Source organism: Acidovorax sp. PRC11, assembly GCF_031844105.1.
Lineage (GTDB): Bacteria > Pseudomonadota > Gammaproteobacteria > Burkholderiales > Burkholderiaceae_C > Paracidovorax.
On record NZ_JAUZUQ010000007.1, the window covers coordinates 157,091 to 182,158 of the forward strand.

The following is a 25,068-nucleotide window of genomic DNA, read 5'->3' on the forward strand; positions in this document are numbered from 1 at the left end:
GAACTGTATCAGACCCCTATCGCCGGGCTGCGTGCCAAGCCTGCCAGCCTTCCGGGGTTCACTTCAAAGGTGTGTCTATGTCCCAGGATTTGCTCGCGATGGCGCGAGGTGATGGTGATGCCGCGGCCGGCGGCGGCTCCGACCTTTTCGAGATGGCCGGCTTCAAGCCCCAGCCCAAGAAGCCCGCAGAACGCACCTGGGGTGAGGCGGCGACCGATACCGTGGTGCAGCTGGCCGAGGGCGTGAACAACATCGCCGGGGCGGTGCCCAACCTGATCGCGCCCCAGTCCGGGGTTGCGTCCTTCTTCCGGGACAACGCAGACCACTGGCGTGGGGAGCAGAGCGAGGCCCTGCGCCGCAAGGTCGCCGACGCGGACGCCCAGATCGCACAGGCGAACCAGGATTCCATCGTGGACCAGGCCGTGGCCGCGGCGAAGGCCTACGGGAGCGATCCGGCGCTGGCTGCGCGGTTCGTCACCACCAACCTGCCCAGCATGCTCCCGGGCGTGGCCGTGGCCAAGGCTGCGCAGGTCGCGCGCCTCGCAGGCGGCGCGAGCGCGGCCGTCGCGGCAGGGTCGGCTACCACGGCGGCGGGCGTGACCAATGCCGTGCTCAATGCGGGCGGCGCCCGGGGCGAGGCCTTCGAGGACATCCGTGATGCGCTCGTGAAGCAGGGCCACAGCCGCGAGGATGCGGAGCGCATGGCGCTCGAGCGCTCCCGCATGCCGGCCGCCGTGGGCGCCGCCACGGGCTTCCTGTCGGGAAAGATCGGGCTGGAGCATGCCGTGGTGGGCGGCGGCGCACGCGGCGGGCTGGCGGCCGGCACGCGCTCCGCGGCGGCGGAGCTGCTGGGCGAGCAGGCGGAGGAGGTGCTGCCCCAGGTCGCGACGAACTACCAGGCCAGCGACATCGACCAGCGCCCGCTCTCGCGGAACGTCGGGCGCACTGCCGTGGAAACGGCCATCGGCTCGGCGCCGGGCGCGGGCGTGTCCGGCGCGATGACCGCGCTGCGCCGTGGTGATGCCGCCGCCAAGGCGGAGGAGGGGGCGCCGCCGGCAGAGGCGGGCACCCCTGCGGAAGACATGCTCCCCGACTCCCTACCCGAGCAGCCCGCACGCCCGCCGGGCCCGGCGGCCGACGTTGCCGACACGGCCGCGGCCGTCACCCGGTTGGCTGAACTGGAAGTCATCGACGGCAGCGTGGGCCTGAGCGCCGAGCAGAAGGCCGAGCGTGCGGTGCTGGCCGAGCGCGTGGAGCGGGCGGCTGCGCGCGAGGAGGAGCTGGAGGCCATCGGCGAGACGCCCGAGGAAGCGGCCGGCGCCGCGGCGCCGCAGCCCGAAGCCGCGCCTGCGGCAGAAGCAGCCCAGCCCGGGGATGCCAGCGCTGCGGGGGCTCCCCAGGGTGGCAGCCAGCTGCAGCAGGAACTGCGGGCGGTCGCCCAGCGCTCGAGCGGCGACACGCGGCGCAACGCGGTGGAGCTGCTGGCCCGGCTGGAGGGCGGCGGCATGCCGGCCCATGTGCAGCGCTTCGTGGAGCGCGAGGCCGCCGACCTGGTGGCCACCGCGCGCGCCGCGCCCGCCGGGCCGGCCGAGGCCGATGGTGCTGCGCCTGACGCTGCCGCGGCACCGGCCGCCCCGGATCGGCTCACGCCGCAGGAGCGGCAGGAATTCGAGCGTGCCTACCGCCGGCCGGTGGCAGATCCGCTGGGCGAGCTGCAGGACCGCGTGCGCGCCGATTCGGTGTACACACAGGATGGCGATGTCGCCGCAGCTGCTGCCGAGGCGGCGCAAGCATTCGAGCCCGGCGCCGCCCGCGCGCAGACCTGGCCGCAGTTCGTGGCCGAGCGCGGCGAGAACGTGGCGCGGCTGCGCCGGGGCTCGCCCGCGTGGGATCGCCTCCAGAACGAATGGACCGCCGTGAAGACGAAGCGCGCCGGCACGAACCCCGAAGGCACCGGCGCCGTGGGCGCGGCCACTCCCGAGATCCAGAACCGCGACCGGGCCCGGCCGGCCAGTGTGGTGCAGATGCAGGGCATGGCCCAGAGCCCCGACTACATGCGCCTGGGCCCGTCGCGCAGCCCCGAGACGGGCGCCCCCATGGTGTTCGCCGTGGGCGATCAGGTGCACGCCGCGCACGCGATCGGGCGGGGCGACACGGCGGTGATGAGCGACGGCCAGCGCGTGCCGTTCCAGTACGCGGTGATGGAGGCCAGCGACGTGCAGCCGTCGAACTTCGCGGACGGCGGCGTGAACCCGCTCTTCGACGCCGCACACCCGGGCACCGTCAAGGCGCTGAACAACGGGCGCACCGCGGGCCTGCGCGCAGCCTACGAGCGCGGCACGGCCGACAGCTACCGGCAGGAGCTGATGGCGGACAGCGCCATGCACGGGATCGACCCGCAGGTGATCGCCGGCATGCGCGCGCCGATGCTGGTGCGCCTCTACTCGGAGCGCGACAACCAGGCCCGCATGGGCGCCAAGAGCCAGAGCCAGGCCCTGGGGCTGTCGGCCGCCGAGCAGGCCGCCACGGACGCCGCGCTGCTGGATGCCGGCGTGCTCGACGTGCTGGAGGCGGGCGACCTGGCCGGCGCTGCGAACCGCGATTTCGCGCGGGCGTTCGTAGGCAAGCTGCAGGCCGAGGGCCAGGACGTGGCCGGCATGCTGGATGCCGGCGGCGCACTCTCGCCCGCGGGAGTGGTGCGGCTGCAGGCGGCCCTCGTGCACAAGGCGTACAGCGACGGCGATCTGGTCGAATCCATGTTCGGTTCCACCGACAACGACATCCGCGCCATCGGCGAGGCGCTGAAGGACGTGGCGGGCGAGTGGGCGAACCTGCGCCAAGCGGCCGCCGCCGGCGCCGTGAACCCGCAGGTGGACGTGACGGGCAACCTACTGCAGGCCATCCGGCTGGTGCAGAAGGCGCGGCGCGAGCGCGCATCGCTCTACGACGCGATCAACCAGGTGGACATGGTGACAGGCGACGTGCCCGATCCGATGACCGTGGGCGTTCTGCGCCTGCTGTATTCGGGCCACTACCTGACCCGGGCCCTGGGGCGCGAGCGCGTGGCGCAGGCCCTGCGCGACTACCTGGGTGCCGCGGCAGCGACGCGGGCCGAGGGTGATATGTTCGGCGAGCAGGTGGGCCCTGCCGCCATCCTTTCCGCGCTCAGCGCACAACCGACCGAGAAAGCCAGCGATGCAGCAGCAACCACCGAACCAACCGGACAACCCGCACCCGCAGCCCCGCAAGGCGAGCGAGGAGCCGCTGGCAGCGACGCTGCTGGCCGCGGTGCTGATAAGCCAGGGGGGCAAGCACGGGGACCCTTCGCAGATCGAGCAGGGGCAGACCCTGCTGAGGATGGCCGACGCGGCGGCCGGGAAGATGCCCAAGATCCCGGCGGACAGCCGGATGGGCAAGGCGATCGCCGAGCTGCAGAAGACGGCCGTGGCGCAGTAGCTCCAGACCTCGAGCTTTCCAGCTACACCCCGCAGGAGGTTGCAGCGCGTGAAGACGCGCAGCAGGAGGCCGCGGAGGCCCGGGCGAAAGCCGATGCGAAGGCCTACGCCGATGCGCGCTCCGAGCGCGAGCGCCGCGAGGTGGCCAGCCGCATGGAGGCCAGCGCCGAGAACTTCCAGCTGGGCCAAGCGCCGGAAGACGGGATTACTGGGCAAGGCAGTGTCTTTGACCACCCCGCGGTAGCACGCGAGCCGGACCGAGGCTACAGTCCTCTCAATGCCTACGAAACCGACCTCTTTGGCGATCCGGTACCGGCGCCCCAGCGAAAGCGTCCACGCGGATGGCTCTCGGCCGCCCCCGGTGGGGACGTTCCAGCCGCTGCAGCCCTACCAGGCGACACGCCTGCTCCCGCCGGAAAATACACCGTCCGCACCATCATCGGCCGGCGTGGAGAAGAAGCCCTCGGAACGAACGAAGTCCTGACCCCTGCAGAAGCGGCGCAAGCCACTGCGTACCTCACGCGCTCTGCCGTCGAGCGGTTCGATGCGCTGGTGACCGATGAGGCGGGCACGCCCTTGGCTGTGGTGGGCGGCTTCAAGGGCGCGCTGACGCAGGCCTCCATCTACCCGGCCACCCTCGTGGGCGAGGCAATCCGCGTCAAAGGCGCCGCTCGCGTCTGGTTCTCTCACAACCACCCGAGCGGTGATCCCAAGCTGTCCAAGGCAGACCGTCATCTCAATGAACTTCTGACGGACGTTTTTCGTGGCAGCGGAATTGAGCCCATGGGGCTGATGGCTGTTGCCGACGATCGGTACCAATGGGTTTCACCAACCGGGCGAACTGACGATAGCGGATCGGTGCCACCGCCAGGGCGCTCGGTGAGGGTGCCTGTTGTAGAGCGGGAGCAGGTACGCGAAGACGTTCGGCGAGAGGTGGTGGATAGTCCGGCCGCCGCGCGGCGCATCGCAAAGGAATCCCACCAAGCCGGAGGCGACGGCGTTCTGCTGCTGGATTCTCAGATGCGGGTCATCGGGTGGCTGCCCGTCAGCGACGGCATGCGCGGTTTGCTCCGAAACACAGGAGCCCTCGCATCTATTTACAGGGCAGTGAGCGAGTCGAACGCCGGCGCCGCCATCCTGGTCCACGACGGCTCCCTGGACGAGTCCACTGACGAACTCGGCGGGATCACCACTATCGGCAACAACATCGCGGCAGCCCTGGCCAAGGTGGATGTGCGCCCCCTCGATTCGATCAACGTTACGACGGGGCGCTCGGCTGCAGAGTACGACGACGAAATCGCCTCGGGGCCGGTGTTCAGTCGTCAGCGGAAGCAGTCCGGCAGCGAAGCGAACCGCGCCGACGACTTCGACGTGGATGCCTTCCTGCGCACGTTGGAGGACACCCCTGCCGTGCCCGACGAGGCGAAGGCCCAGGCCGTGGCCCGCACGGAATCCGCTGCGGCGGCGATCCGTTCCGGGTGGGCGAACGGCCCCGAGGTGGTTGTGGCGTTCGACATGGCCGACCCGAAGGTGCCGCAGCAGGTGCGCGATGCCGATCTGAGCCAGCGCAGCCGCGGCGCCGGGGGCTCTCCGGAGGGGTTCTATTTCGGTGGCAAGGTCTACCTGCTGGCGGAGCAGCTGCCGCGCGAGCAGGACGTGGCCCGCGTGCTCATGCACGAGGCGCTGGGCCATCATGGGCTCGCCGGGGTGTTCGGCTCGGGGCTCGATGCGGTGTTGCAGCAGCTCGCCCAGGCGCGGCCCGCCGAGGTGCGCCGCAAGGCCGAGGAGTATGGTCTGGACTACAGCGACCGGGCCCAGCGCATGCAGGCCGCCGAGGAGGTGCTGGCCGAGATGGCGCAGTCCCGGCCCAAGCTGGGCTTCGTGCAGCGCGCGGTGGCCGCCGTGCGGAGCTGGGTGCGGGCGCACATTCCGGGCTTCGCGGACCTGCGCATGACGGACGCGGAAATCGTCCGGGACTTCATCGTGCCGGCGCGGGGCTGGGTGGAGCGTGAGCGCCAGGCGGCCGCAGCGCCGGCAGCCGCTGGCAGCGCGCCCGCCCTGGCTTTCAGCCTGCCGGCGGACGCTCTGGCCCAGGCTCGAGCGAAGTGGGCCGGGCTGGTCGATCAGTTCGTCCGTGGTGGGCTGGACGAGACGAAGACCTACGAGGTGCTGCCGTCCTCCACGGCGGTGATGAAGATGCTGGGGCTGCCGGATCTGCCCGTGCACGCCGGTGTGCACGCCATGGACGCGCTCTACAACCACGGCGTGAAGCCGTCGCAGATGAAGCGCGTGCTGGACGAGCTGGCGGACCCGCGCATGGTGATGATCTGGAACCGCGGGCGCGGTGGCGAGAGCAGCCTGAACTTCGTTACGTCGATGAGCAATGCGAAGGGTGAGCCCTTCATCATTGCGCTGCATCCCAACAAGGGCACCATCAAGGGCCGGCACCACTGGATGGCGACGGTGACGGAGAAGCAGCCTTCGGCCATCCTGGCGATGGTGCGCGACGGCGGGGCCGTCTATGTGGGGGAGGGGGAGATTGCCGGGATCGATCCCAAGGCGATGCGCGAAGCTGAACAGTTCGCAAAAGAAAAACGAGGCAAGGAAGCCAGAGAACTGAAGGCAGTCATGGCCAGCAGTCATAAACTTCCAAACCTCGTTCAGCGCGTATTGTACGCAAAGGACCTGGAGGCATTCAAGGGGGCACAGGCGGGCGGCCCGGCCATGTTCAGCCGTGCTGCCGGCGGCGCGCCCCAGACGCCACAGGCGCCGCAGGGGGTGCAGGGGGTGCTGGCCCGCCTGCAGGACCGCGTGCGCCAGCTGACCAGTCCCGAGGCGGTGGACAGCTGGCTCTACAACTGGCAGGACAAGTTCATCGACCTGAAGCGCATCCAGGACCAGATCAAGGCCCTGAACGGCACCGTCAGCGAAACGAACGACGCCTACCGCGGCGAGGAGCTGTACCACAAGCGCGTGGCGAAGCGCACGGCCAACTTCCTGCGCGACGAGGTGCGGCCGCTGCTTGCCGCCATGAACGACGCGGAAGTGGGCATGGAGGAGTTCGAGCGATTCCTGCATGCCCGGCACGCTCCGGAGGCGAACCGCGTGCTGGCCGAGCGCAACCCCAGCAAGCAGGAGCTGGACCAGAAGCGCGCCGACGCCGCCAAGACCGTGGCGGACCTGCGCCGGCAGCTGCAGCATGCCCGCGCGTCCGGCTCGGTCATCAGCGGCATCCAGCGCTCGCTGGGGCTCGCCATGGCCGAGGCCGACCGCTGGAACAGCGCCGAGGCGTTCAAGGGCACGGAGCAGGATCGCCTATCCCTGTCCGGCATGAGCGACGCCGAGGCCAAGAACGTCATGGGGGGCTACAGCCCCGAGCAGCGCAAGGTGATGGACGCCCTGGCCACGCGCGTGGACCGGATGAACAACATCACCCTGCAGACGCTCGAGCAGTACGGCCTGATGGATCGCCTTTCGATCGAGGCCTGGCGCAAGACCTACCAGCACTACGTCCCGCTGCACCGCGACGAGGCTCGGCCGGACAGCAAGGCGCATCCGATCGGCCAGGGCTTCAGCACGAAGGGCGACGCCTCCAAGCGCCGCACCGGCTCCAATGAGAAGGTGACGAACATCCTGAGCCACCTGGTGATGCAGCGCGAGGCGGCGCTGACCCGCGGCGAGAAGAACAACGTGATGAAGCGCCTCTACGTGCTCGCGGCGCAGAACCCCGACGAGAGCCTGTGGTCCCTGGAGCTGCCGAAGAAGAAGGCCATCGACCCGGACACGGGGCTCGTGCGCACCATGCCAGACATCGGGGCGCGCCTGCGCGACAACGTGCTGACGCTGCGCATCGGCGGCAAGGACAAGCACATCATCTTCAACGAGCGCAACGAGCGGGCGGCCCGCCTGGCGCTGGCGATGAAGAACCTGGACGCCACGGAGCTGGACCGCTTCACTCGCACGATGGGGCACCTCACGCGCTGGTTCGCGGCGGTGAACACCCAGTACAACCCGATCTTCGGCGTGCTCAACCTGGCGCGCGACGTGCAGGGCTCGCTGCTGCAGCTGTCCTCCACCCCCCTGGCGGGCCGGCAGCGCGAGGTGTTCAAGAACATCCGCAGCAACATGGGCGCCATCTACCAGGATCTGCGGCGCGAGCGGCGAGAGAGCGGTGGAGGGCAGGGGCCGTGGGCCCGGCTCTGGGAGCAACTGCAGCTGGACGGCGGCACCACCGGCTATCGCGACCTCTACACCAAGCCAGAGGACCGGGCTGCGGCGCTGCGCAAGGCCCTCGAGCAGCAGGGCGAGGGCCGCGCTGCAGGCATGGCGCGCGGCGTGGGCGAATGGCTTTCCGACTTCAACGAAACGCTGGAGGCCTCCACGCGCCTGGCCGTGTACAAGGCGGCGCTGGACGCCGGCCAGTCGCGCGAGGCCGCGGCCAGCTTGGCCAAGAACATCACGGTGAACTTCAACCGGAAGGGACGGAACACGTCAGTGGTGGGCAGCTACTACGCGTTCCTGAACGCCGCCATCCAGGGCAACGTGCGCATGCTGGAAACGCTGGCCGGGCCGGCCGGGCGGAAGGTCATGGCCGGCGGGGTCGCCCTGGGCATGCTGTCGGGGCTGGCGGGCGCGCTCATCATGGGCGGGGGCGGTGCTGACGACGAGTGGAAGAAGATCCCCGACTTCGTGAAGGAGCGCAGCATCATCATCCCGCTGAGCCGGCAGGACTACGTGGCGATCCCGATGCCGCTGGGCTTCCACGTTTTCCCGAACATCGGCCGCAAGCTGGTCGAATTCGGCATGCACGACGATCCGACGAAGAGCCGCGCCGGCCACCTGGCGGACATGGCCATGATCGCCCTCAACGCCTACAACCCGCTCGGCGGCGCCGACAACATCATGCAGATGCTTGCGCCCACGCCCTTCGACCCGGTGGTGGCGCTGATGGAGAACAAGGACTGGACCGGGCGGCAGATCTACAAGGAGCAGCGCAGCGGGCTCGATCCGAAACCCGGGCACGCCATGGGCAAGGACTCGGTGACACCCCCGGCCCGTTGGGTGGCCCGGCTCATCAACGATGCCAGCGGCGGCAACGAATGGCAGCCGGGGAAGTGGAGCCCCAATCCGGATGCGCTGGAATACCTGTTCGGGCAGTTCACCGGCGGCGTGGGCCGCGAGCTGACCAAGGCGGGGAATATGGTGACGGCCGCCGTGACCGGCGAGGAGCTGGCGCCGCACCAGATCACCCTGGCGGGGCGGTTCTACGGCAGCACGCGCGGCGTGAACGGTCAGAGCACGTCCTACTACGAGAACCTGAAGCGGGTGAACACCAGCATGGCCGAGGCCAAGGGGCGGGTGGCGAGGGGGGAGGAGGCCGAGGCCGTGCTGCTGGACGTGCCGCTGGCCCGCGTGGACGGGGCGGCAAATCTGCTGGACAAGCGAGTGTCCGACCTGGTGAAGATGCGGCGGCAGATCCAGGCCGGTGGCGACCCGAACAAGCGCGAGCTGGTGAAGGAGGTAAATGCCGAGATCGAGCGCAGCATGTACCTGCTGAACAAGGCCGTGGAGGACGTGCTGGCCGAGCATCGGTGAGCCGTCGAGCGGAGCCCTGCGGGGGCTCCGCTCGGCTATCCTCTGTAGCTCAACGGCAGATGACGCAGATGATTTTGACGCTCAACATCCAGAAGGTGGAATCCGGGATCTACGAGGCCCGGGTGGAGAACGGTCGTTCGGAGGTGGACGAGTTCGAGGCCTCGACCATCGCAAGCGCGATCAGGGAGGCGGCCGCCCGCGGGTACGGCGCCCGGGGCTTCCACATCTGGTACGGTGCGATATGCATTGGCACCACCGCCGTGTTCGCCATGCGCCACGACGCGGAGACGCTGGCGCTGAAGCTGCTGGGCGTAGCAGCGCAGTTCTGACGAGGTGCTGCCGCGAGATTTGCCCCAGCCAGGGTATCGCCAACGGTGAAGCCGAGGGCGATAGGGTCGGTGAAGTAAAATTCGTCGTTCCCCGCGCCAGTTGGCATGGGCTGGTTGGCAGGGCTTCTAACCTGTTGATTTGTATGGGCGATCTAATCCCTTACAAGGCGTAGGTCGGCGGTTCGACCCCGTCAGCACCCACCACCACCGATCAAAAGGCGAACGAGAGTTCGCCTTTTCTTTTGCCCCCTGAGAAAGACAAAGACCATGTTCGAATCCATCCGCAAGCACTCCAAGATCGTGATGATCGTGATGTTCTTGCTGATCATTCCGTCGTTCGTGCTGGTAGGCATCGACCGGAACTACTTCTCCAGCAAGAGCGCCGTGGTGGCGCGGGTGGACGGGCACGACATCACCCAGGACGACTGGGACAATGCGCATCGCGCCGAAACCGACCGCATCCGCGCGCAGTCGCCCTCCATCGACGGCAAGCTGCTGGATTCGCCGCGCGCCCGCTACGCCACGCTGGAGCGCCTGGTGCGCGACCGCGTGATGCAGGCCGCCGCCATCAAGATGCACCTGGTGGCGAGCGACGCCCAACTGGCCCGCACGCTGCAGGGCATTCCGGCCATCGCCGCGCTCAAGCGCCCCGACGGCTCGCTGGACACCGAGGCGTACCGCGCGCTCGTCGGCTCGCAGGGCCTCACGCCCGAGGGCTTCGAATCCAACGTGCGCCGCGAACTGTCGCTCTCGCAGGTGATGGGCGGCGTGGTCGGTTCCGCCTTCGCAGCGCAGGAGCCCGCGCGCATCGCGCTCGACGCGCTCTACCAGCGCCGCGAGATCCAGGTGGCCCGCTTCGACGCGAAGGACTTCGCCGCCAAGGTCACGCCCACCGACGACGAACTGCAGGCCTACTACAAGGGCCACGAGGCGCAGTTCCGCCAGCCCGAACACGCGGAAGTGCAGTACGTGGTGCTGGATCTGGACGCCGTGCGCGCCAGCATCGCGATGAGCGACGACGACCTGCGCACCTACTACAAGGAAAACCTGGAGCGCCTCGCCGGCAAGGAAGAGCGCCGCGCCAGCCACATCCTGATCAACGCGCCCAAGGACTCCCCCGCCGCCGACCGCGAGAAGGCCAAGGCCCGCGCCCAGGAGCTGCTGGAGCAGGTGCGCAAAGCCCCGAACACCTTCGCCGACGTGGCCCGCAAGAACTCGCAGGACACCGGTTCCGCGCCCTCGGGCGGCGACCTGGGCTTCTTCAAGCGCGGCGACATGGTCAAGCCGTTCGAGGAGGCCGCGTTCTCGATGAAGAAGGGCGACATCAGCGACGTGGTGGAGAGCGACTTCGGCTACCACATCATCCAGCTCAACGACGTCAAGACGCCCAAGCAGCCGACCTTCGAGGAAGTGCGCGCCAAGCTCGAAACCGAGGCCAAGCACCAGCAGGCGCAGCGCAAGTACGCCGAGCTGGCCGAAGTGTTCTCCAACAGCGTGTACGAACAGGCGGACAGCCTCCAGCCCGTGGCCGACAAGCTCAAGCTGAAGGTGCAGACCGCCAAGGACGTCACGCGCACGGCGGCTCCTGGTGCCCAGGGCCCGCTGGCCAATGCCCGCTTCCTGGAGGCGCTCTTCTCCGCCGATTCGGTGCAGAACAAGCGCAACACCGAGGCCGTCGAGGTCGCGCCCAGCACCCTCGCGGCCGGCCGCATCGTGAACTACACGCCCGCCGCCACGCCGCCCTTCGCCGAGGTGAAGGCCCGCGTGCGCGACCTGTTCGTGGCCGATCGCGCTGCCGAGATGGCCCGCAAGGAAGGCGAAGCCAAGCTCGCCGCCTGGAAGGCCGCGCCCGCTAGCGCCACCGGCTTCGGCCCCGCCGTGGTCGTCTCGCGCGACAAGCCCGAGAACCAGCCACGCCCCGTGGTGGACGCGGCCCTGCAAGCCAACACCGACACGCTGCCCGCCTTCACCGGCGTGGCGCTGGGCGCCCAGGGCTATGCCGTCGTCAAGGTGGACCGCCTTGTCCCGCGCGACCCGACCGACCCGGCCGTGCTGCGCCAGCAGCAACAGCAGGTCTCGGAAGCGGAAGCCCAGGCCGAGGCCCTGGCCTACTACGAACTGCTCAAGGACCGCTTCAAGGTCCAGTTCAAGGTGGCCCGCCCGACGGGCGACGGCACCCCCGCCACGGAAAATTGATGCATCGAACATGGCCGGAGGGGCTTTTATCCGGCTATAATACGAGGCTACGGTGGCTGTAGCTCAGTTGGTAGAGTCCAGGATTGTGATTCCTGTCGTCGTGGGTTCGAGTCCCATCAGCCACCCCAAGAAATGCTAGTAAAAACAAGGACCTTCGGGTCCTTGTTTCGTTTCAGGGGCACGCCAGGGGCGAAGCGGGAATCGCTGACGATTGTCCTGGTGCTTTGGCTGCCTGATCGCACTGCCAGACTTCGGTGGGTCTTTGCTGCCTCTGAGCAGATCGACTCACTCAAGCATCGCCGGCAAGCACTGCCTCGATACGTCATGCGGGACGCATGTCGCCTTTGTTGATGCCATCGATGTGTCGCGTCGAGGAGAGGATCTTCTGTCCTGAGTCGAGCAGGCTGCGGCAGAGCCTGTCTTGACAACGCGATCTCTGACAGCAATGCTCTGCTTGTGGAATAATTTTAAAGTGATATCACGTTAAGATTATCATGGCGGGAAGATCCAAGAAATCGTCGTTGGCGTCCGAACCTGCTGTATCGGCACCCTCGGAGAAGTGGGAGGTCGTCTTCCACGATGAATTCCTGCCGGAGTTCCGCGCGTTCGACCTGGACGTACGCCGCGAACTGGCTGCTGCTGCCAAGGCCATCGAGCTGGCAGGGCCGAAGACAGGACGGCCTCATGTCGACACGCTCAATGGCTCGAAGCACGACAACATGAAGGAGTTGCGCTTCAAGGCCCACAACGGCTCGGAGATCTGGCGGGCGGCTTTCGCCTTCGATCCCCAGCGAAAGGCCTATGTGCTGGTGGCTGGCGACAAGCAGGGACAGGACGAAGCAGCGTTTTACAAGACCCTGATCAAGACGGCCGACAAGCGGTTCGACGCCCACCTGAAGAAGCTCGCCAAGGCGAAGAAGGAATCACCATGAGCACCACACTGCAAAGCATCATCGAAGAGTTTTCCGCTCAGGATCAGAAGCTCATCCAGTGCAAGGCGAGCGTCCTGGCCGAAGAGATGGTTCGCCACGCGGACTCGCTGGCCGAGGTTCGCTCGGCATTGATGAAGACCCAGGACGAAGTGGCACGGGTGCTCAATGTCAAGCAAAACGCCGTGGCTCAACTGGAGAAGCGTTCGGACCTGCTGCTCTCGACGCTACGCAAGTACGTGGAAGCCATGGGCGGAGAACTGGCCGTGGCTGTCAGAACGGGCGCTGGCACCGTGATCATGCTTGATAGCCTGAGCTCCCTCGCCAAGCCATCTGCACCGCATCGCGCGCGCGCCTCCGGTGTGGCTCGCAAGTCGGCGGCTCGCCCTGCCAGCAAATCCAAGCGCAAGGGCAAGCACGAAGGCACTGCGGTTGCCTGACGATCGGCCTCGGCGGCGGAACGACAGGAGTTGCGTACGCTGCTGCCAATCAGAACCACCTCAAGACCGCTGCGCTCTACCTACGCCAGCGGGCACTCAATTCGAGGCGCTGCTGGCTCGCATTCACCAGCACATCGCCGCGATGCGAGCACACCGTGGCTTCACCTGACCCATTAGCGTAGCGGTTGCGCGAACATGACGCTGATGCCCATTGGGCCTTGCGCCGTAGAAGCCACCGCGCTTGGCCGCGAATACATCCGCCCTCGGATGCATCGTTTGCGAATCCATGTCAGGCATGTCGCGACATCTTCGTTTCGAGGCTGGGCAATAGAACCTGTCGCGGCATATCCAGCTGGGTTGAGCCAGGATGCGATATTCCTTGGCTGTTGGCCGGTGTCGATTTAAAGCTGATGGCATGACGTATCGAGAAGTGCCGATCAGCGAAGCCCAGCGCGAAATGATTGGCGAAGTCTGGTGCTGCTGCTTGAGAGCGCCATGGACGAGTTGATTTTCAACGTGATCAGCCTGCCCACTAAGCATCTAGACGCCCAACTCGCATCAGGGTCGCGTTGGCGAGCAGCATGGCACGATCTGTACGCGCAAAGCGGGCCGCGCTGGAATTTCTGGAGCACACGCAGTGACGTGGTCGATGCTCAAGGAAGCCGAAGTGGTTGTGTATGAGACTGACGCACATCGTCAGACGGCTCTCGGCCCCCCTCCTAAGCAGGTACTTCTTCGCCTCATTTCGCTCAAGACACAGGTGCAAAGGAGAACAGGGGCAATCCAGGTCTGTGCAGGCCGCAGCTTCTTCGTCGTCTTCGGGCACGCCGCCATCTACTTTGCCATCGAGGTCCTTGGGGGATGGCATTCAGTGATCGGGTTGGTCCAAGCTGCCCGCAGCGTCTCGCATTCGCTCGACGCGACTTCATGAAGGCGTTTGAGGACCATCAGGGGCCTCGCACCTGCGACGTTCACTTCGTTACCTGGGCGCGCCTTTGCCGCTCGGCCGATCCGCGAACCTCCTCGGTTTCTCCTTCAGCGTGTTGTCACACTCCGTCGTGAGGCGCAGGTCTTGGGCAATCACTCGTTTTCCCCTGGGCCGATTTTCACTTTGAGAGACCGCCCGCCGCGGGAGGGCAGGCGGCATCCCGGCGCACTTCTTCACTACTGCAGTGCGTCCCCGCCGTCCGGCCACCGCGTCAGCACCTCGCATCCCTCGGGCGTCACCGCCACCATGTGCTCCCACTGCGCAGAGAGCGATCCATCGCGCGTCACGACGGTCCAGCCGTCGGATAGCTGCCGCGTCTCGCGCCGGCCTGCGTTGAGCATCGGCTCGATCGTGAAGACCATGCCAGGCTCCAGGCGCACGCCCTGGCCGCGGCGGCCGTAGTGCAGCACGTTGGGCTCGCCGTGGTAGACCTGCCCGATGCCGTGGCCGCAGTATTCGCGCACGACGCTGAAGCGTTCCCGCTCGGCGACCGACTGGATGGCGTGGCCGATGTCGCCCAGGGTGGCGCCGGGCCGCACCTGCCGGATGCCCGCGCGCAGGGCCTCGTAGGTCGTGTCGACCAGCCGGCGGGCGATCGGGGAGGGCGTGCCGACGAAGAACATGCGGCTGGTGTCGCCGAACCATCCGTCCTTGCGCACGGCGACGTCGATGTTCACGATGTCGCCCTCGCGCAGGACGGTCGCCTTCGAAGGAATGCCGTGGCAGACCACCTGGTTCACCGAGGTGAGGATGGTCCGCGGATAGTCCATGTAGCCCAGGTTGGCAGCTACCGCGCCCTGGACGTTCACGATGTGGTCGTGGCACAGGCGGTCGAGCGTGTCCGTGCTGGCGCCGGGCACGACGTGCGGGCCGATCATGGCCAGCACCTCCGCGGCCAGCGCGGCGGCCTGGCGCGACATGGCGATGCCTTCCGCGGAGTGCAGGGGGATGTCGCCCGCCGTCCTCATGCCCGTGCCGCCTTCGGTTGCGGTTGCGGCTGTAGTGCCGGGCGGCGGATGCCACTCCCCGCGTCCGGTCCGGCCATGGCGGTGGCCAGGTCCAGCCCGCCCGCGAGTTCGGCCTGGATCAACAGCCGGGACAGGTCCTGGTGGTCGAGCCCCGGGTGCAGCTCCGACAGCATGCCGATGCGCATCCAGTGCTCGGCCTGCGCGTTGATGGAGCGGCTGAGCGCATTGCCCGCCACGCGCAGGTTCTCGTGCATCAAGTCCGAGATTTTCACGATGCCCATCGGCTCATTCCTTATGTGGTTTGTATGTGAAATATACACGTTTTGTTTATTGCGGGCATGGACGTGGAAACGCATGGCCGCACTGCCCCTACGCCGGGCGATGGTCGGAAGCCGTAGGACATCGCCATGCGGAGCGTCTGGAAGGTCAATCCGTGTGGCGGATGTATCCGCTCTGACACGAACGCCGTGGGGGTAGCGCGCGCCTAGGAGGGTTCTTCCGCACCTCCTACACGCCGGGGTCGGCGTTTGGGAGGAAGCTAGGTTCCAGGCCAGGGAAGCGGGTCGCGATCCGCCCCCTCCGTACTCCGCCGGAGTGCGGGGCCTTCTTTTCTCAACCTTCCACTGACGGAGACTCATCCATGAAGCGAATTTCCCAAACGCCCAAGACCCTGCAGTACTGCGCAGGCGCACTGATCTCGGGTGCGATGCTCCTGGCCACCCCGTTCGTGCAGGCCCAGACGGGCGGCACGGGCGGTGCCACCAGCGGCGCCATGGGCGGCAGCACGGCCGACGCACCGTCGCCGCGCGCCACCGGCGCATCCAAGCGGTCCGGCACGCACTCGGGCACCCACTCCGGTGACCGGGCCACGGGTGGCCAGACCGGCGGCACCAGCAACGGCGGCACGTCGGGTACGGGCGGCACGGGCAGCGGTAGCGGCGGCTCGACCGGCTCGGGTTCCGGCGGCAGTGGAATGGGCGGCGGCGCCGGTGGTTCGGGCTCCGGCGGCATGGGCGGCGGCGCGGGCTCGGGTGCCGGTGGTTCCGGCGCCGGCGGAGGCGGTGCTGGCGGCTCGGGCGCTGGCGGTGCCGGCGGCGCGGGCGGCGGCAGCGGGCGCTGACAGGCCTCCCATGGAGGGGAGGGCCGGCGGGGCGGCGCGAACGTATCGTCCGGCAGCGATCTCCGCCGGGCATGGGCAGGTTTCCTACAGGCCCTGCCTGACCCCTCCCACCTCCGACACGCCCGGGTCAGGGCCTAATCAAAGCTCCAGATTCCCCAGGAGGTGCGCCATGTTCGTCGTCCCATGTTCCGGAGGCCCTGCCTTCTACGCTGCCGAAAGCGTCCGCGCGCGCCAGATGGGACAGCGCGAGCTGCCACGCTGGCAGGCACAGCTCGGCGACCTGGACCCATGCCCCGATGTCGAAGACATCCCGGACAGCCGCCAGTCGGTGCAATCGCAGTTCTCGGACACTGGCTACGGTCGCCAGTGGATGGGCTGATCACCCAGGGCTTTCCAGATCGCTTCGGCCGGCTCAGCGGCGCAGTCGGCACGCGGCACGGATCAGCCGATCGGCCTGGTCCGGAATCTCCTTGAACATGACGGGGGCCTCGTCCTGTCGGAACGAGCGCTCCATGGTCACCGGGCCCATCCAGCCGGGCTCTCCGTAGAATTTCATGCGCGTGTACCAGGCCCTGCGCCCTTCGCAGTCCACGGCCACGGTGCTCGAATGGCCGCGGTAGGTGCCGCCGCCATAGGCCTGTCGCACCGAACCCCGCGTGATCCGTACCTCCACGCTCAGCAGGTCCCCTTCCAGGTGGGCGAGCGAGCCGGGGCGGATCTGTATCAGGTCCTGCGCCGTGTGCTCCGGATCTCCGTACACGGTGAACCACTCGTCCGCATGGGACAAGAGGGGAACGGCTGCCAGCACGAGACCGGCGAGTATGGAGCGCATACGGTATTGTCGCCAATTGACCGATGCTCCGCTGCGCCGACTTGGAAGAAAAGGTGCGGGGTGACCGCCAGGAAGGCTGGGCCCCCACAGGCAGCCGCCACCGCCGAGAGTGGACACGGCGGCAACCGGGACCCCGCCGCCGCAGAATACCTCCGGGCGGGCGATACACGCTGTGAGTTCCCGTAAGTTGTTCGGGACGGGTGATCGAATAGGGTACGAGGGGCCGCTACTGGTGGCGTTGGAGGCGTGTCGTGCGCCGCTGGCCATGCTGCGATGACGAGTGACGAGGCGCGAGAGCCAGAGGTCTGGAGGCAGTCATGGCCAGCAGATGTAGCGCGCCGCGACCCCTCCGGCGTGGATTGTATGCAGCGACCGGCCTGCAGTATCAGCTCAGGCGGCCGACATCTCCCGCTCGGCTGCCTGAGCCAAGAACGCGGAGCGGCTCTGCCCGCGCGCCTTCGCTGCCGCATCGATGCGCTGCACGAGGCCCTCGTTCAGGCTGATGTTCAGACGGATGGCTTTCGCACGCACTTTTGCCAGATCCACATCGACCAGCATCCAGAACCCCCCGGTGTAGTCCGGGTCGTCCGCCCACTTCTCGGGAGACGAAGGCGCCGGGATCGGATCGTCGTCACCGCCGAAGTGGGCCTCCGCGGCTTCCTGGGCGGCGCGGGGCAGGGATTGAAGATCATCGGCTGCAGCGAAGCAGCCGGGGAAGTCGGGAAAGGCCGCGCCGTATGCGCTTCCAGCGTCCTTGTGCACGTAGATGGGGTACAGCATGTCTTACTCCGAAAAGGGCCTCAGAGGCCCGCCTGTTTCCTGATGCTCTTCACGGTGCCTACGGGAAGGTCTTTCTTCGTATGGGGCACTGTGACCTTGCCGGTCTTGTTCGGGTGCTTGTACTGGTGGTGCGACCCGACCGAGTGGATCAGCACCCAACCATCTGCCTTCAGTTCTTTGATGAGTGCCGCGCTATTCATTTGTGTAATGCTACACAACCATAGATGTTTGCGCAAGAATACACAAGTCGCCGAGATCCGCACGAAACTGGAAGGAGGGGGAATTCTTCCCCGGAACTTCCCTGAGCCAACTCGCCTATGGGGGTTTTCAGAGGGGGAATGCTGGCCTGCCCGGAGGGACTCGAACCCCCGACCTATTGCTTAGAAGGCAATTGCTCTATCCAGTTGAGCTACGGGCAGACATGGCTCGAAGGTGAGTGGGAGGGGAGCCCAGGCCCGCCCGGGCAGGCCGGATGGGCGCGGGCCGCGCCTTCGAGGTCCGTGATCATACCCGCGCCGCCGCTGCAGGCCCCGCGCGCACGGTCCAGATGATGTCACCGACGGGCTGCTTTGCGGTTATAACGGAATCGCCGCCCTCCCGCGCTCTGAGCGCTGCCAAAGCCTTCTCCTTTGACACATGCCCCATAGCGTAGAACTCATCCATACCGTTGCCGTCGGCCTGGGGCTGGCCCTGTTGCTGGGCTTCCTGGCGACGCGGCTGCGCTTGCCCGCGCTGGTGGGCTACCTGCTGGCGGGCGTGGCGATCGGGCCGTACACGCCGGGCTTCGTGGCCGATGGCGGCATGGCCAGCCAGCTCGCCGAGATCGGCGTCATGCTGCTGATGTTCGGCGTGGGCCTGCATTTCTCGCTGGGCGATCTGCTGGCGGTGCGCAAGATCGCGCTGCCCGGGGCGATCGTGCAGATGGCGGTCGCCACGCTGCTGGGGATGGGGCTGGCCAGCTGGTGGGGGTGGGGCCTGGGCGGTGCGCTGGTGTTCGGGCTGGCGCTGTCGGTGGCGAGCACGGTGGTGCTGCTGCGCGCGCTGGAAACGCTCGGCATCCTCGATTCGTACACCGGCCGCATCGCGGTCGGATGGCTGGTGGTGGAAGACCTGGCCATGGTGCTCGTGCTGGTGCTGCTGCCGCCTCTGGCCCATTCGCTCGGCGGCGGTGCCGCTGCATCCGGCCCTGCGGAGGCGGCGGCGCAGACTCCGCTCTGGAAGACGCTGGCCTGGACGCTCGCGCAGGTGGGCGGGTTCGTGGCGGTGATGCTGCTGGTGGGGCGGCGGGTGTTTCCCTGGCTGCTGTGGCAGGTGGCACGCACGGGTTCGCGCGAGCTGTTCACGCTGTGCGTGGTGGCCGCGGCGGTGGGCATCGCGTTCGGGTCGGCGGCGCTCTTCGGCGTGTCGTTCGCGCTGGGCGCGTTCTTCGCGGGCATGGTGATGCGCGAATCGGAGTTCGCCCACCGCGCCGCGCAGGAGTCGCTGCCGCTGCGCGATGCGTTCGCCGTGCTGTTCTTCGTGTCGGTCGGCATGCTGTTCGATCCGCGCGTGCTGCTGGAGCGTCCGCTGCAGGTGGCGGCCGTGGTGGCGATCATCATCTTCGGCAAGACCTTCGCGGCCGCGGGCCTGGTGCTGGCCTTCCGCTATCCGCTCAACACTGCGCTCACCGTGTCGGCCAGCCTCGCGCAGATCGGCGAGTTCTCGTTCATCCTGGTGGGCCTGGGCGCCTCGCTCGGGCTGCTGCCGCCGGAAGGCGCGAGCCTCGTGCTGGCGGGCGCGCTCATCTCGATCGCTGTCAATCCGATCCTGTTCCGCGCGATCGCGCCGCTGCAGGACTGGCTGCGGGCGCGTTCGGCGTGGGCACGCCAGCTGGAGCTGCGCGACGATCCGCTGGCGGAGCTGCCGCAGAGCACGCACCAGCGCTATCTGGCGCGGCAGGTGGTGCTGGTGGGCTACGGGCGGGTGGGGCGCCGCATCGCGGCGGCGCTGGCGGCACGCGACATTCCGTACGTGGTGGCCGAGCAGAACCGCGAACTGGTCGAGCACCTGCGCGATGCCGGTGTGGCGGCCGTGGCGGGCGATGCGGTGGACCCGGCCGTGCTGATCCAGGCGCACATCGCGCGCGCCCACATGCTGGTGATCGCCACGCCGGACACGCTGGACGTGCGGCAGATCGTCGCCACCGCGCGTACGCTCAACCCGGCGATCGAGACGGTGGTGCGCTCCCACAACGAGGAAGAGGCCGATCTGCTGGAGAGCGAGGGCGTGGGCAAGGTGTTCCTCGGCGAAGAGGCGCTGGCCGTGGCCATGACCACCCACGTGGTGGCGGTGGCGAGCGCCCGGGAGCCCCAGGGTGCCACCGTGCCCGGCGCGCTGGACGAGCGCCACGCGTCGGTCTGAAAGCGGCTAGCACGACCCTTCTGGCGTCGTTGCCGCCCGCATCTTGTCGTACTACTCGTACTGCCTGCGATGCGGCGCCTAGCCAGAACCGCTTCGCTGGGTCGTGTTTAGCCGCTCTGATCCGGGCCCGGCGGGGGCCGCAGCCGGGCGCCCACCGACGGTCAGTCCGGTTCCTCGAACACCAGCGTGGGCGTGCCCATCACCCGGGCCGTGTCGCCGAGCGTGCCGATGAGCCGGTTCGCGAAATAGCTGTTCTGCGTGTCGGGCTCCAGTGCCGCGACGGCCAGGTTGGCGAGCGGCTGGTTGAGCGGCACGTAGAAGCTGCCGGCGGGCGCGTCGATCGCGGTGCGCACGGTGTCCACCTTGACGCGGACGGTGTCGGCCGCGCCGGCGACGGTGCCGCGCACGTCCTCGCGCACGGCGGTGTCGCGCCCGGTCTCGCGGTAGGTGTCCGCCAGCAGCGAGCCCTGTTCGGCCACGCGCATCACCTGCAGGCCCAGCATCTTCAGGTGGTCCACCGCCTCGGTGGCGGAGGGGCTGAGCCAGTAGCCGCAGGGGCGCGCGCGGCTGGCGAGGGTGCGCAGGTCGAGCGACGAGTTCCATTCCACGCGCACCGTCTTGTCGGCACCGGTGTCGGGGTCGAGCATGAGCAGGTCGCGCTGCGTGGCCGTGGGGCCGGCGTCGATCGCGACCTCGCCGCGGCAGGCCTGGGCGACCGTGTCGCGCGCGACGAAGGAGCGCACCTGCTCCAGGTTGGCCGAGCGCTCCGCCGTGCTGCGCAGCGCGCTCGTGAGCGCCGTCACCTGGCTGTGCACGCGGCGCTGGATGTGCGTGCGGCCGATGCCCACGCCGCGCGTTTCCACCAGCAGGCTGACCGCGTTCTTCAGGCCGTTCACGTTGCGGCCGGTGTCGGGGCGCGTGCCGCCCATGGAGACGCGGCGGTCTGCCGGATCGGTGGAGGTGGTGTAGTACCACTCGCTGGTCAGGCCCTGGCCCTGCAGGGCGGCGACCATGGGCTGGTGGTACCACTCGCGCGAGGCCTTGGTGAGGAATTCCGGCACGTTGGCGGTGGTGGCGTACTGCAGCAGGGCGTCGTAGCGCTGGATGCCGCCGAACTTCTCCAGGAAGCGGCCCGTCACGGTGTATTCGTGCGCATCGACGATGGCGATGGGGCGGTAGTCGCGCACCAGCCGTGCCAGGCCCTGGGCCTCGGGCGTGGTGAGCAGCAGGTGGTCGCGGTTCATGTCGGTGCCATTGGCCGTCACGCGGGTGCCGGCTTCGGCGCCGTCGGGGTTGGCGCGCGGCACGACGACGACGTTGATGCGGTCCAGCAGCGGCTCCAGCAGGCCCTGGGTGAGTTCGCGCGCGATCACCAGCAGCGCTTCCGAGCCCGCGGGCTCGTCGCCGTGCTGCTGGCCGATCAGCACCACGGTGGGCCGGCCGCTCGCGTCCAGGTCCTGCAGCGAGGTGCCCGCGCCGCGCGTGGCGACCAGCGCCTCCAGCGGCGTGCCGCGCTGCGAGCGGCCCCATTCGATCACCGCCGTCTTGGTGGCGCTGCCCGCCTGGGGTGCGAGGCTGCGCAGCCATTGCGATGCCTCGGCATTGGTCGTGAAGGCGCGGCGGCCCTCGGCGAGGCCGGGCGTGTCGTAGCGCACGGCCGGATCGGGGAAGCGGGCCGCCACGGCGGCGCTGTAGGGCAGCGGATCGCCGGTCGTGGCGGCAGGCGCCGGGGGCGCGGCCGCGGCATCCGCCGGCGGCTGCAGGAGCGGGCTGGTCGCGATCGGGGTGGTGACGACCTCGGCGCGCGTGGTGCCGAGAGGCGGCGGCACCGTGCGCGGCGTCGCCGGCCGCGTCTGGGCCGTGGAGGGCAGGGGTGTGGGCTCGTTGGCGGGCCAGGGCGGCAGCGGGGTGCTGGCGCAGCCGGCCGCCAGCACGGCGATGGCCAGCACGAGCGGGCCCAGCAGCGCGCGGGGCGGCAGGGCGGCAGCGGGCCTGGAGGGGCGGAGGGCGTCGAAGGGCTGGTTCATGGTCGGTCTCAGGCCGCGAGGGCCGGCTGTGGCTGGCGGGGCCGATGTTACCCGCCGCCGCGGTCCTGCCGTGTCGGTGGCAGCCCCGAATACCGCGGCCCCGGCGCTGAACCGTGGCCCACCGTGCGGGCCATGCCCGCATGGCGCGTCCGCCAAAGGAAACGGCGCGGCATGGAGCGGTCCGGAAAGACCGCCCATGCCGCGCCGTGGGCACGATGCGCAGGGCCCGGAGGGGCCTGCGCCGTCATGGAAAAAGGAAAGGGCTGCGCCGGGGCTCAGCGCCCGTAGCCGCCACCGCCGCGCGGGCCGCGGTTGCCGCCACGGCCACCGCCGTAGCCGCCGCCGCCACCACCGCCGTAGCCGCCACCACCACCGCCGCCACCGCTGCGGAAGCCGCCGCCGCCGCGCCGGCCGTTGGACATGCTGTCCACGCTGGTGCGCATCGGATCGGGCTGGCCGCCGCCGCTGCCGCCGTGGCGCGAGGGGCCCAGGTGCGTGCCGAGCTGGGTGCCCAGGTGGGCGTTCTCGCGCCGCGGCTGCAGGTCGTCGGAGCGGTGGCCGCCGCCGCCGCCACCTTCGGCGCGGGGTGCGCGGTTGCCGCGCGGAGCGGCGTTGCCGGGATTGCCGCCGCCGTTGCCATTGCCGTAGCCGCGCTGCTGGCCGCCGTTGCCGCCGGCACGCGGACCGTTGCCCTGGGCAGATGCGCCGCCGCGGCTGCGCTGGGGCTTCTGGCCGCCGCCGTTGCCGCCGCCGTCACCCTGGCCGGCCTGGGACTGGCCGCGTCCGCCGCCGGACTTGCCGCCGCCGCCGCCGCTGCGCTCGCCCTGCGCCGCCTTGTTGGTGCGGATGCGCTCCATCATCTCGCTGCGCGCGGCCTTGGCGGCCGCCTGCATGACTTCGCGGCTCGGCGGCTTGCCGGCGCCGCCCCAGATGGTCTGGCGGCCCATGGCGATCGGCTCGGCCTTCTCGCCGGCCTCGGGGCCGAAGCCCTCCAGGATCTGGACCGGGATCTCCTGCTTGGTGAAGCGCTCGATCTCCATCATGAAGCCTTCTTCGTCCATGCAGACCAGGCTCACGGCCTCGCCGCTCGCGCCCGCGCGGCCGGTGCGGCCGATGCGGTGCACGTAGTCTTCGGGCACGTTGGGGATCTCGTAGTTGACGACGTGCGGCAGCTCGTCGATGTCGATGCCGCGCGCGGCGATGTCGGTGGCCACCAGGGCGCGGATGTCGCCGCTCTTGAAGCCGGCCAGGGCCTGCGTGCGGGCGCTCTGGCTCTTGTTGCCGTGCAGCGCCATCGCGTTGACGCCGTTCTTGGTGAGGAATTCGGCCACGTTGTTGGCGCCGAACTTGGTGCGCGTGAACACCAGCACCTGGCTCCAGTCGTGCTCCTGGATGATGTGCAGCAGCACCTGCTTCTTCTTGCCGCGGCCCACGGGGTGGATCACCTGCGTGATGCGCTGCACCGTGGTGTTGCGCGGCGTGACCTGGATGCTCTGCGGGTTCTTCAGCAGCGTGCCGGCCAGCTCGCGGATCTCGTCGCTGAAGGTGGCGGAGAACAGCAGGCTCTGCTTGTCGCGCGACATCAGCGCCAGGATCTTCTTCACGTCGTGGATGAAGCCCATGTCGAGCATGCGGTCGGCTTCGTCCAGCACCAGGATCTCGACGGTGGACAGGTCGAGGAAGCCCTGCTGCTGCAGGTCGAGCAGGCGGCCCGGGGTGGCCACCAGCACGTCGACGCCGCGCTTGATGCGGTCGATCTGCGGGTTCATGCCCACGCCGCCGAAGACGACGGTGGAATGGATGTCGAGGTACTTGCCGTACTGGCGGACGGATTCCTCGACCTGGGCGGCGAGTTCACGCGTGGGGGTCAGCACGAGGGCGCGCACGCCCTTGCCGCCGAATTTGCTCTTGGGGGCCGTGCCTTCCGAGAGGCGGTGCAGCATGGGCAGCGTGAAGGCCGCCGTCTTGCCGGTGCCGGTCTGGGCGCCGGCGAGGAGGTCGTGGCCCGCGAGGACGGCGGGGATGGCCTGGGCCTGGATGGGAGTCGGGGTCTCGTAGCCCTGCTCGTGCACGGCTTTCAGAATGGCCGGGGCCAGATTCAGTTCGTCAAAAGTCATTGAAGGAAGCGCCCTCTCCGGGCGCGGGAGGCATCGGCCTGTCGCAGGGCCCGGGGGAAGGGCTGCGTCCAGTCAAAGGCAGATGGGATTCACGAATGGGAGCCGGAACACCGCGCGGCGGCTTCCTCGTCCCCAGCAGGTTGCTGAGGCCGCCGGTCACTGGAGCCGGCGGCTGAGGCGCTATTGTGGCATGAGAAGCACCGCAGCGTGCGCCAGACCGCATCCGGCGCGCGGGCGCAGGCACCGGCCCGCCCAGCCGGGGCTTAGACTGGCGCTTTGCCTTGCCCGGGGTGCCTTCGTTCCCTGGTGGCCCCGCACCTCATGCCTTCGACGACATCGCCTTCGCCCGCCGGCGCCTCCCCGGGCGCGCTGCAACTGGACATCGCCCACATGGAGGGCCAGGTGTGGTCCGGCCCCGTGCGGGTGGTGGGCCTGCCGGGCGCGGAGGGCGCCTTCGGGGTGCTGCACGGCCACACGCCGCTGCTCACGCGGCTGCGCGCGGGCTTCGTGCACATCGAAACCCCGGCCGGCGAACACGTCGAGGTGTACGTCTCGGGCGGCTACGTCGAGATCCAGCCCGGGCGTGTCACGGTGCTCGCGGACACCGCGGTGCGCGATGCCGACCTGGACGCGGCCCGCGCCGAGGCCGCACGGCAGGCCGCAGCGAGCCTGCTGGGCAGCGAACTCGCCCATGTCGACCATGCGCTGCTGCACGCCGAACTGGCGCGCGCCGCCGCCCAGTGGACGCACGAGGCGCGCAAGCTTTCCGGGCGCTAGCGGCCGCCCGCAGGGGGCGTTGCGGCCTTCCGGCGCAAAGCATCCGATAATCGCCCTCACACGCGCCTGCCGAGCGGCCCTTTGCACCGGGGCACGCCGGGCGCTGCCCGCCCCG

Annotated in this window: 17 protein-coding genes and 2 tRNA genes; 11 read left to right on the forward strand and 8 right to left on the reverse strand. The window is 68.9% G+C overall.

What is annotated here, in order from left to right; all coding sequences use genetic code 11:
- Positions 1-77: 77 nt before the first annotated feature.
- The 7 genes from Q9R47_RS10330 (at position 78) to Q9R47_RS10360 (ending at position 13,875) form a co-directional block, all read left to right on the forward strand.
- Entirely contained in the window at positions 78-9,050 is an 8,973-nt protein-coding gene (locus tag Q9R47_RS10330) for an LPD38 domain-containing protein (RefSeq protein WP_311233125.1), read from the forward strand.
- A gap of 68 nt (positions 9,051-9,118) precedes the next feature.
- On the forward strand, positions 9,119-9,379 hold the full coding sequence (locus Q9R47_RS10335; RefSeq protein ID WP_311233126.1) for a hypothetical protein: 261 nt from the start codon (positions 9,119-9,121) through the stop codon (positions 9,377-9,379).
- Positions 9,380-9,646: 267 nt separating this feature from the next.
- Positions 9,647-11,575, forward strand: a complete 1,929-nt coding sequence (locus Q9R47_RS10340) for a SurA N-terminal domain-containing protein (protein ID WP_311233127.1) — start codon at positions 9,647-9,649, stop codon at positions 11,573-11,575.
- Between the two features lie 52 nt (positions 11,576-11,627).
- Positions 11,628-11,703: transfer RNA gene (locus tag Q9R47_RS10345), tRNA-His, on the forward strand.
- A gap of 393 nt (positions 11,704-12,096) precedes the next feature.
- Positions 12,097-12,507, forward strand: a complete 411-nt coding sequence (locus tag Q9R47_RS10350) for a type II toxin-antitoxin system RelE/ParE family toxin (protein WP_311233128.1) — start codon at positions 12,097-12,099, stop codon at positions 12,505-12,507.
- Positions 12,504-12,944, forward strand: a complete 441-nt coding sequence (locus tag Q9R47_RS10355) for a helix-turn-helix domain-containing protein (protein WP_311233129.1) — start codon at positions 12,504-12,506, stop codon at positions 12,942-12,944. Before Q9R47_RS10350 ends, Q9R47_RS10355 begins: the two co-directional genes overlap by 4 nt.
- 637 nt (positions 12,945-13,581) lie before the next feature.
- Positions 13,582-13,875 carry a hypothetical protein gene (locus Q9R47_RS10360; RefSeq protein WP_311233130.1) on the forward strand — a complete coding sequence of 98 codons (294 nt, stop codon included), beginning with the start codon at positions 13,582-13,584 and terminating at the stop codon, positions 13,873-13,875.
- Positions 13,876-14,108: 233 nt separating this feature from the next.
- On the opposite strand, the gene map is transcribed toward Q9R47_RS10360, so the two are convergent.
- Complete coding sequence (gene map / locus Q9R47_RS10365) at positions 14,109-14,900, reverse strand: type I methionyl aminopeptidase (protein ID WP_311233131.1); 792 nt, start codon at positions 14,898-14,900, stop codon at positions 14,109-14,111.
- Positions 14,897-15,181 (reverse strand): ParD-like family protein, encoded by a 285-nt coding sequence (locus tag Q9R47_RS10370; RefSeq protein ID WP_311233132.1) that lies wholly within the window; start codon positions 15,179-15,181, stop codon positions 14,897-14,899. The genes map and Q9R47_RS10370 overlap by 4 nt, the downstream gene beginning before the upstream one ends.
- A 359-nt stretch (positions 15,182-15,540) precedes the next feature.
- Here Q9R47_RS10370 and Q9R47_RS10375 point away from each other — a divergent pair, with 359 nt between their 5' ends.
- Positions 15,541-16,020, forward strand: a complete 480-nt coding sequence (locus Q9R47_RS10375) for a hypothetical protein (RefSeq protein ID WP_311233133.1) — start codon at positions 15,541-15,543, stop codon at positions 16,018-16,020.
- 169 nt (positions 16,021-16,189) lie between these two features.
- Positions 16,190-16,399, forward strand: coding sequence for a hypothetical protein (locus Q9R47_RS10380; RefSeq protein ID WP_311233134.1), 210 nt, complete (start codon positions 16,190-16,192; stop codon positions 16,397-16,399).
- Between the two features lie 33 nt (positions 16,400-16,432).
- On the opposite strand, the gene Q9R47_RS10385 is transcribed toward Q9R47_RS10380, so the two are convergent.
- From Q9R47_RS10385 to Q9R47_RS10400, 4 genes are all read right to left on the reverse strand, one after another.
- Complete coding sequence (locus Q9R47_RS10385; protein ID WP_311233135.1) at positions 16,433-16,852, reverse strand: hypothetical protein; 420 nt, start codon at positions 16,850-16,852, stop codon at positions 16,433-16,435.
- Between the two features lie 390 nt (positions 16,853-17,242).
- Positions 17,243-17,632, reverse strand: coding sequence for a type II toxin-antitoxin system HicB family antitoxin (locus tag Q9R47_RS10390; protein ID WP_311233136.1), 390 nt, complete (start codon positions 17,630-17,632; stop codon positions 17,243-17,245).
- A 20-nt stretch (positions 17,633-17,652) separates the two neighbouring features.
- Positions 17,653-17,832, reverse strand: coding sequence for a type II toxin-antitoxin system HicA family toxin (locus tag Q9R47_RS10395; RefSeq protein ID WP_171445661.1), 180 nt, complete (start codon positions 17,830-17,832; stop codon positions 17,653-17,655).
- A 142-nt stretch (positions 17,833-17,974) separates the two neighbouring features.
- Positions 17,975-18,051 (reverse strand) — tRNA-Arg (locus tag Q9R47_RS10400).
- A gap of 217 nt (positions 18,052-18,268) precedes the next feature.
- Between Q9R47_RS10400 and ybaL the strand changes: the two genes are divergently transcribed.
- Positions 18,269-20,032 (forward strand): YbaL family putative K(+) efflux transporter, encoded by a 1,764-nt coding sequence (ybaL, locus tag Q9R47_RS10405; protein ID WP_311233137.1) that lies wholly within the window; start codon positions 18,269-18,271, stop codon positions 20,030-20,032.
- Between the two features lie 161 nt (positions 20,033-20,193).
- Here ybaL and Q9R47_RS10410 read toward each other — a convergent pair whose 3' ends face one another.
- Positions 20,194-22,059 (reverse strand): M14 family zinc carboxypeptidase, encoded by a 1,866-nt coding sequence (locus Q9R47_RS10410; RefSeq protein ID WP_311233138.1) that lies wholly within the window; start codon positions 22,057-22,059, stop codon positions 20,194-20,196.
- 275 nt (positions 22,060-22,334) lie between these two features.
- Positions 22,335-24,176, reverse strand: coding sequence for a DEAD/DEAH box helicase (locus Q9R47_RS10415; RefSeq protein ID WP_311233139.1), 1,842 nt, complete (start codon positions 24,174-24,176; stop codon positions 22,335-22,337).
- A 321-nt stretch (positions 24,177-24,497) separates the two neighbouring features.
- Here Q9R47_RS10415 and atpC point away from each other — a divergent pair, with 321 nt between their 5' ends.
- Positions 24,498-24,953, forward strand: coding sequence for an ATP synthase F1 subunit epsilon (atpC, locus tag Q9R47_RS10420; protein ID WP_311233140.1), 456 nt, complete (start codon positions 24,498-24,500; stop codon positions 24,951-24,953).
- Positions 24,954-25,068 lie beyond the last annotated feature (115 nt).

Excerpts from the sequence above, each read along its gene's own strand:
- Q9R47_RS10395 (WP_171445661.1), bottom strand. The coding sequence starts at position 17,832 with ATGAATAGCGCGGCACTCATCAAAGAACTGAAGGCAGATGGTTGGGTG.
- Q9R47_RS10385 (WP_311233135.1), bottom strand. The coding sequence starts at position 16,852 with ATGCGCTCCATACTCGCCGGTCTCGTGCTGGCAGCCGTTCCCCTCTTG.
- ybaL (WP_311233137.1), top strand. The coding sequence starts at position 18,269 with ATGCCCCATAGCGTAGAACTCATCCATACCGTTGCCGTCGGCCTGGGG.
- map (WP_311233131.1), bottom strand. The coding sequence starts at position 14,900 with ATGAGGACGGCGGGCGACATCCCCCTGCACTCCGCGGAAGGCATCGCC.
- Q9R47_RS10410 (WP_311233138.1), bottom strand. The coding sequence starts at position 22,059 with ATGAACCAGCCCTTCGACGCCCTCCGCCCCTCCAGGCCCGCTGCCGCC.
- Q9R47_RS10415 (WP_311233139.1), bottom strand. The coding sequence starts at position 24,176 with ATGACTTTTGACGAACTGAATCTGGCCCCGGCCATTCTGAAAGCCGTG.
- Q9R47_RS10330 (WP_311233125.1), top strand. The coding sequence starts at position 78 with ATGTCCCAGGATTTGCTCGCGATGGCGCGAGGTGATGGTGATGCCGCG.
- Q9R47_RS10355 (WP_311233129.1), top strand. The coding sequence starts at position 12,504 with ATGAGCACCACACTGCAAAGCATCATCGAAGAGTTTTCCGCTCAGGAT.
- Q9R47_RS10370 (WP_311233132.1), bottom strand. The coding sequence starts at position 15,181 with ATGGGCATCGTGAAAATCTCGGACTTGATGCACGAGAACCTGCGCGTG.
- Q9R47_RS10335 (WP_311233126.1), top strand. The coding sequence starts at position 9,119 with ATGATTTTGACGCTCAACATCCAGAAGGTGGAATCCGGGATCTACGAG.
- Q9R47_RS10390 (WP_311233136.1), bottom strand. The coding sequence starts at position 17,632 with ATGCTGTACCCCATCTACGTGCACAAGGACGCTGGAAGCGCATACGGC.
- Q9R47_RS10340 (WP_311233127.1), top strand. The coding sequence starts at position 9,647 with ATGTTCGAATCCATCCGCAAGCACTCCAAGATCGTGATGATCGTGATG.
- atpC (WP_311233140.1), top strand. The coding sequence starts at position 24,498 with ATGCCTTCGACGACATCGCCTTCGCCCGCCGGCGCCTCCCCGGGCGCG.
- Q9R47_RS10380 (WP_311233134.1), top strand. The coding sequence starts at position 16,190 with ATGTTCGTCGTCCCATGTTCCGGAGGCCCTGCCTTCTACGCTGCCGAA.
- Q9R47_RS10375 (WP_311233133.1), top strand. The coding sequence starts at position 15,541 with ATGAAGCGAATTTCCCAAACGCCCAAGACCCTGCAGTACTGCGCAGGC.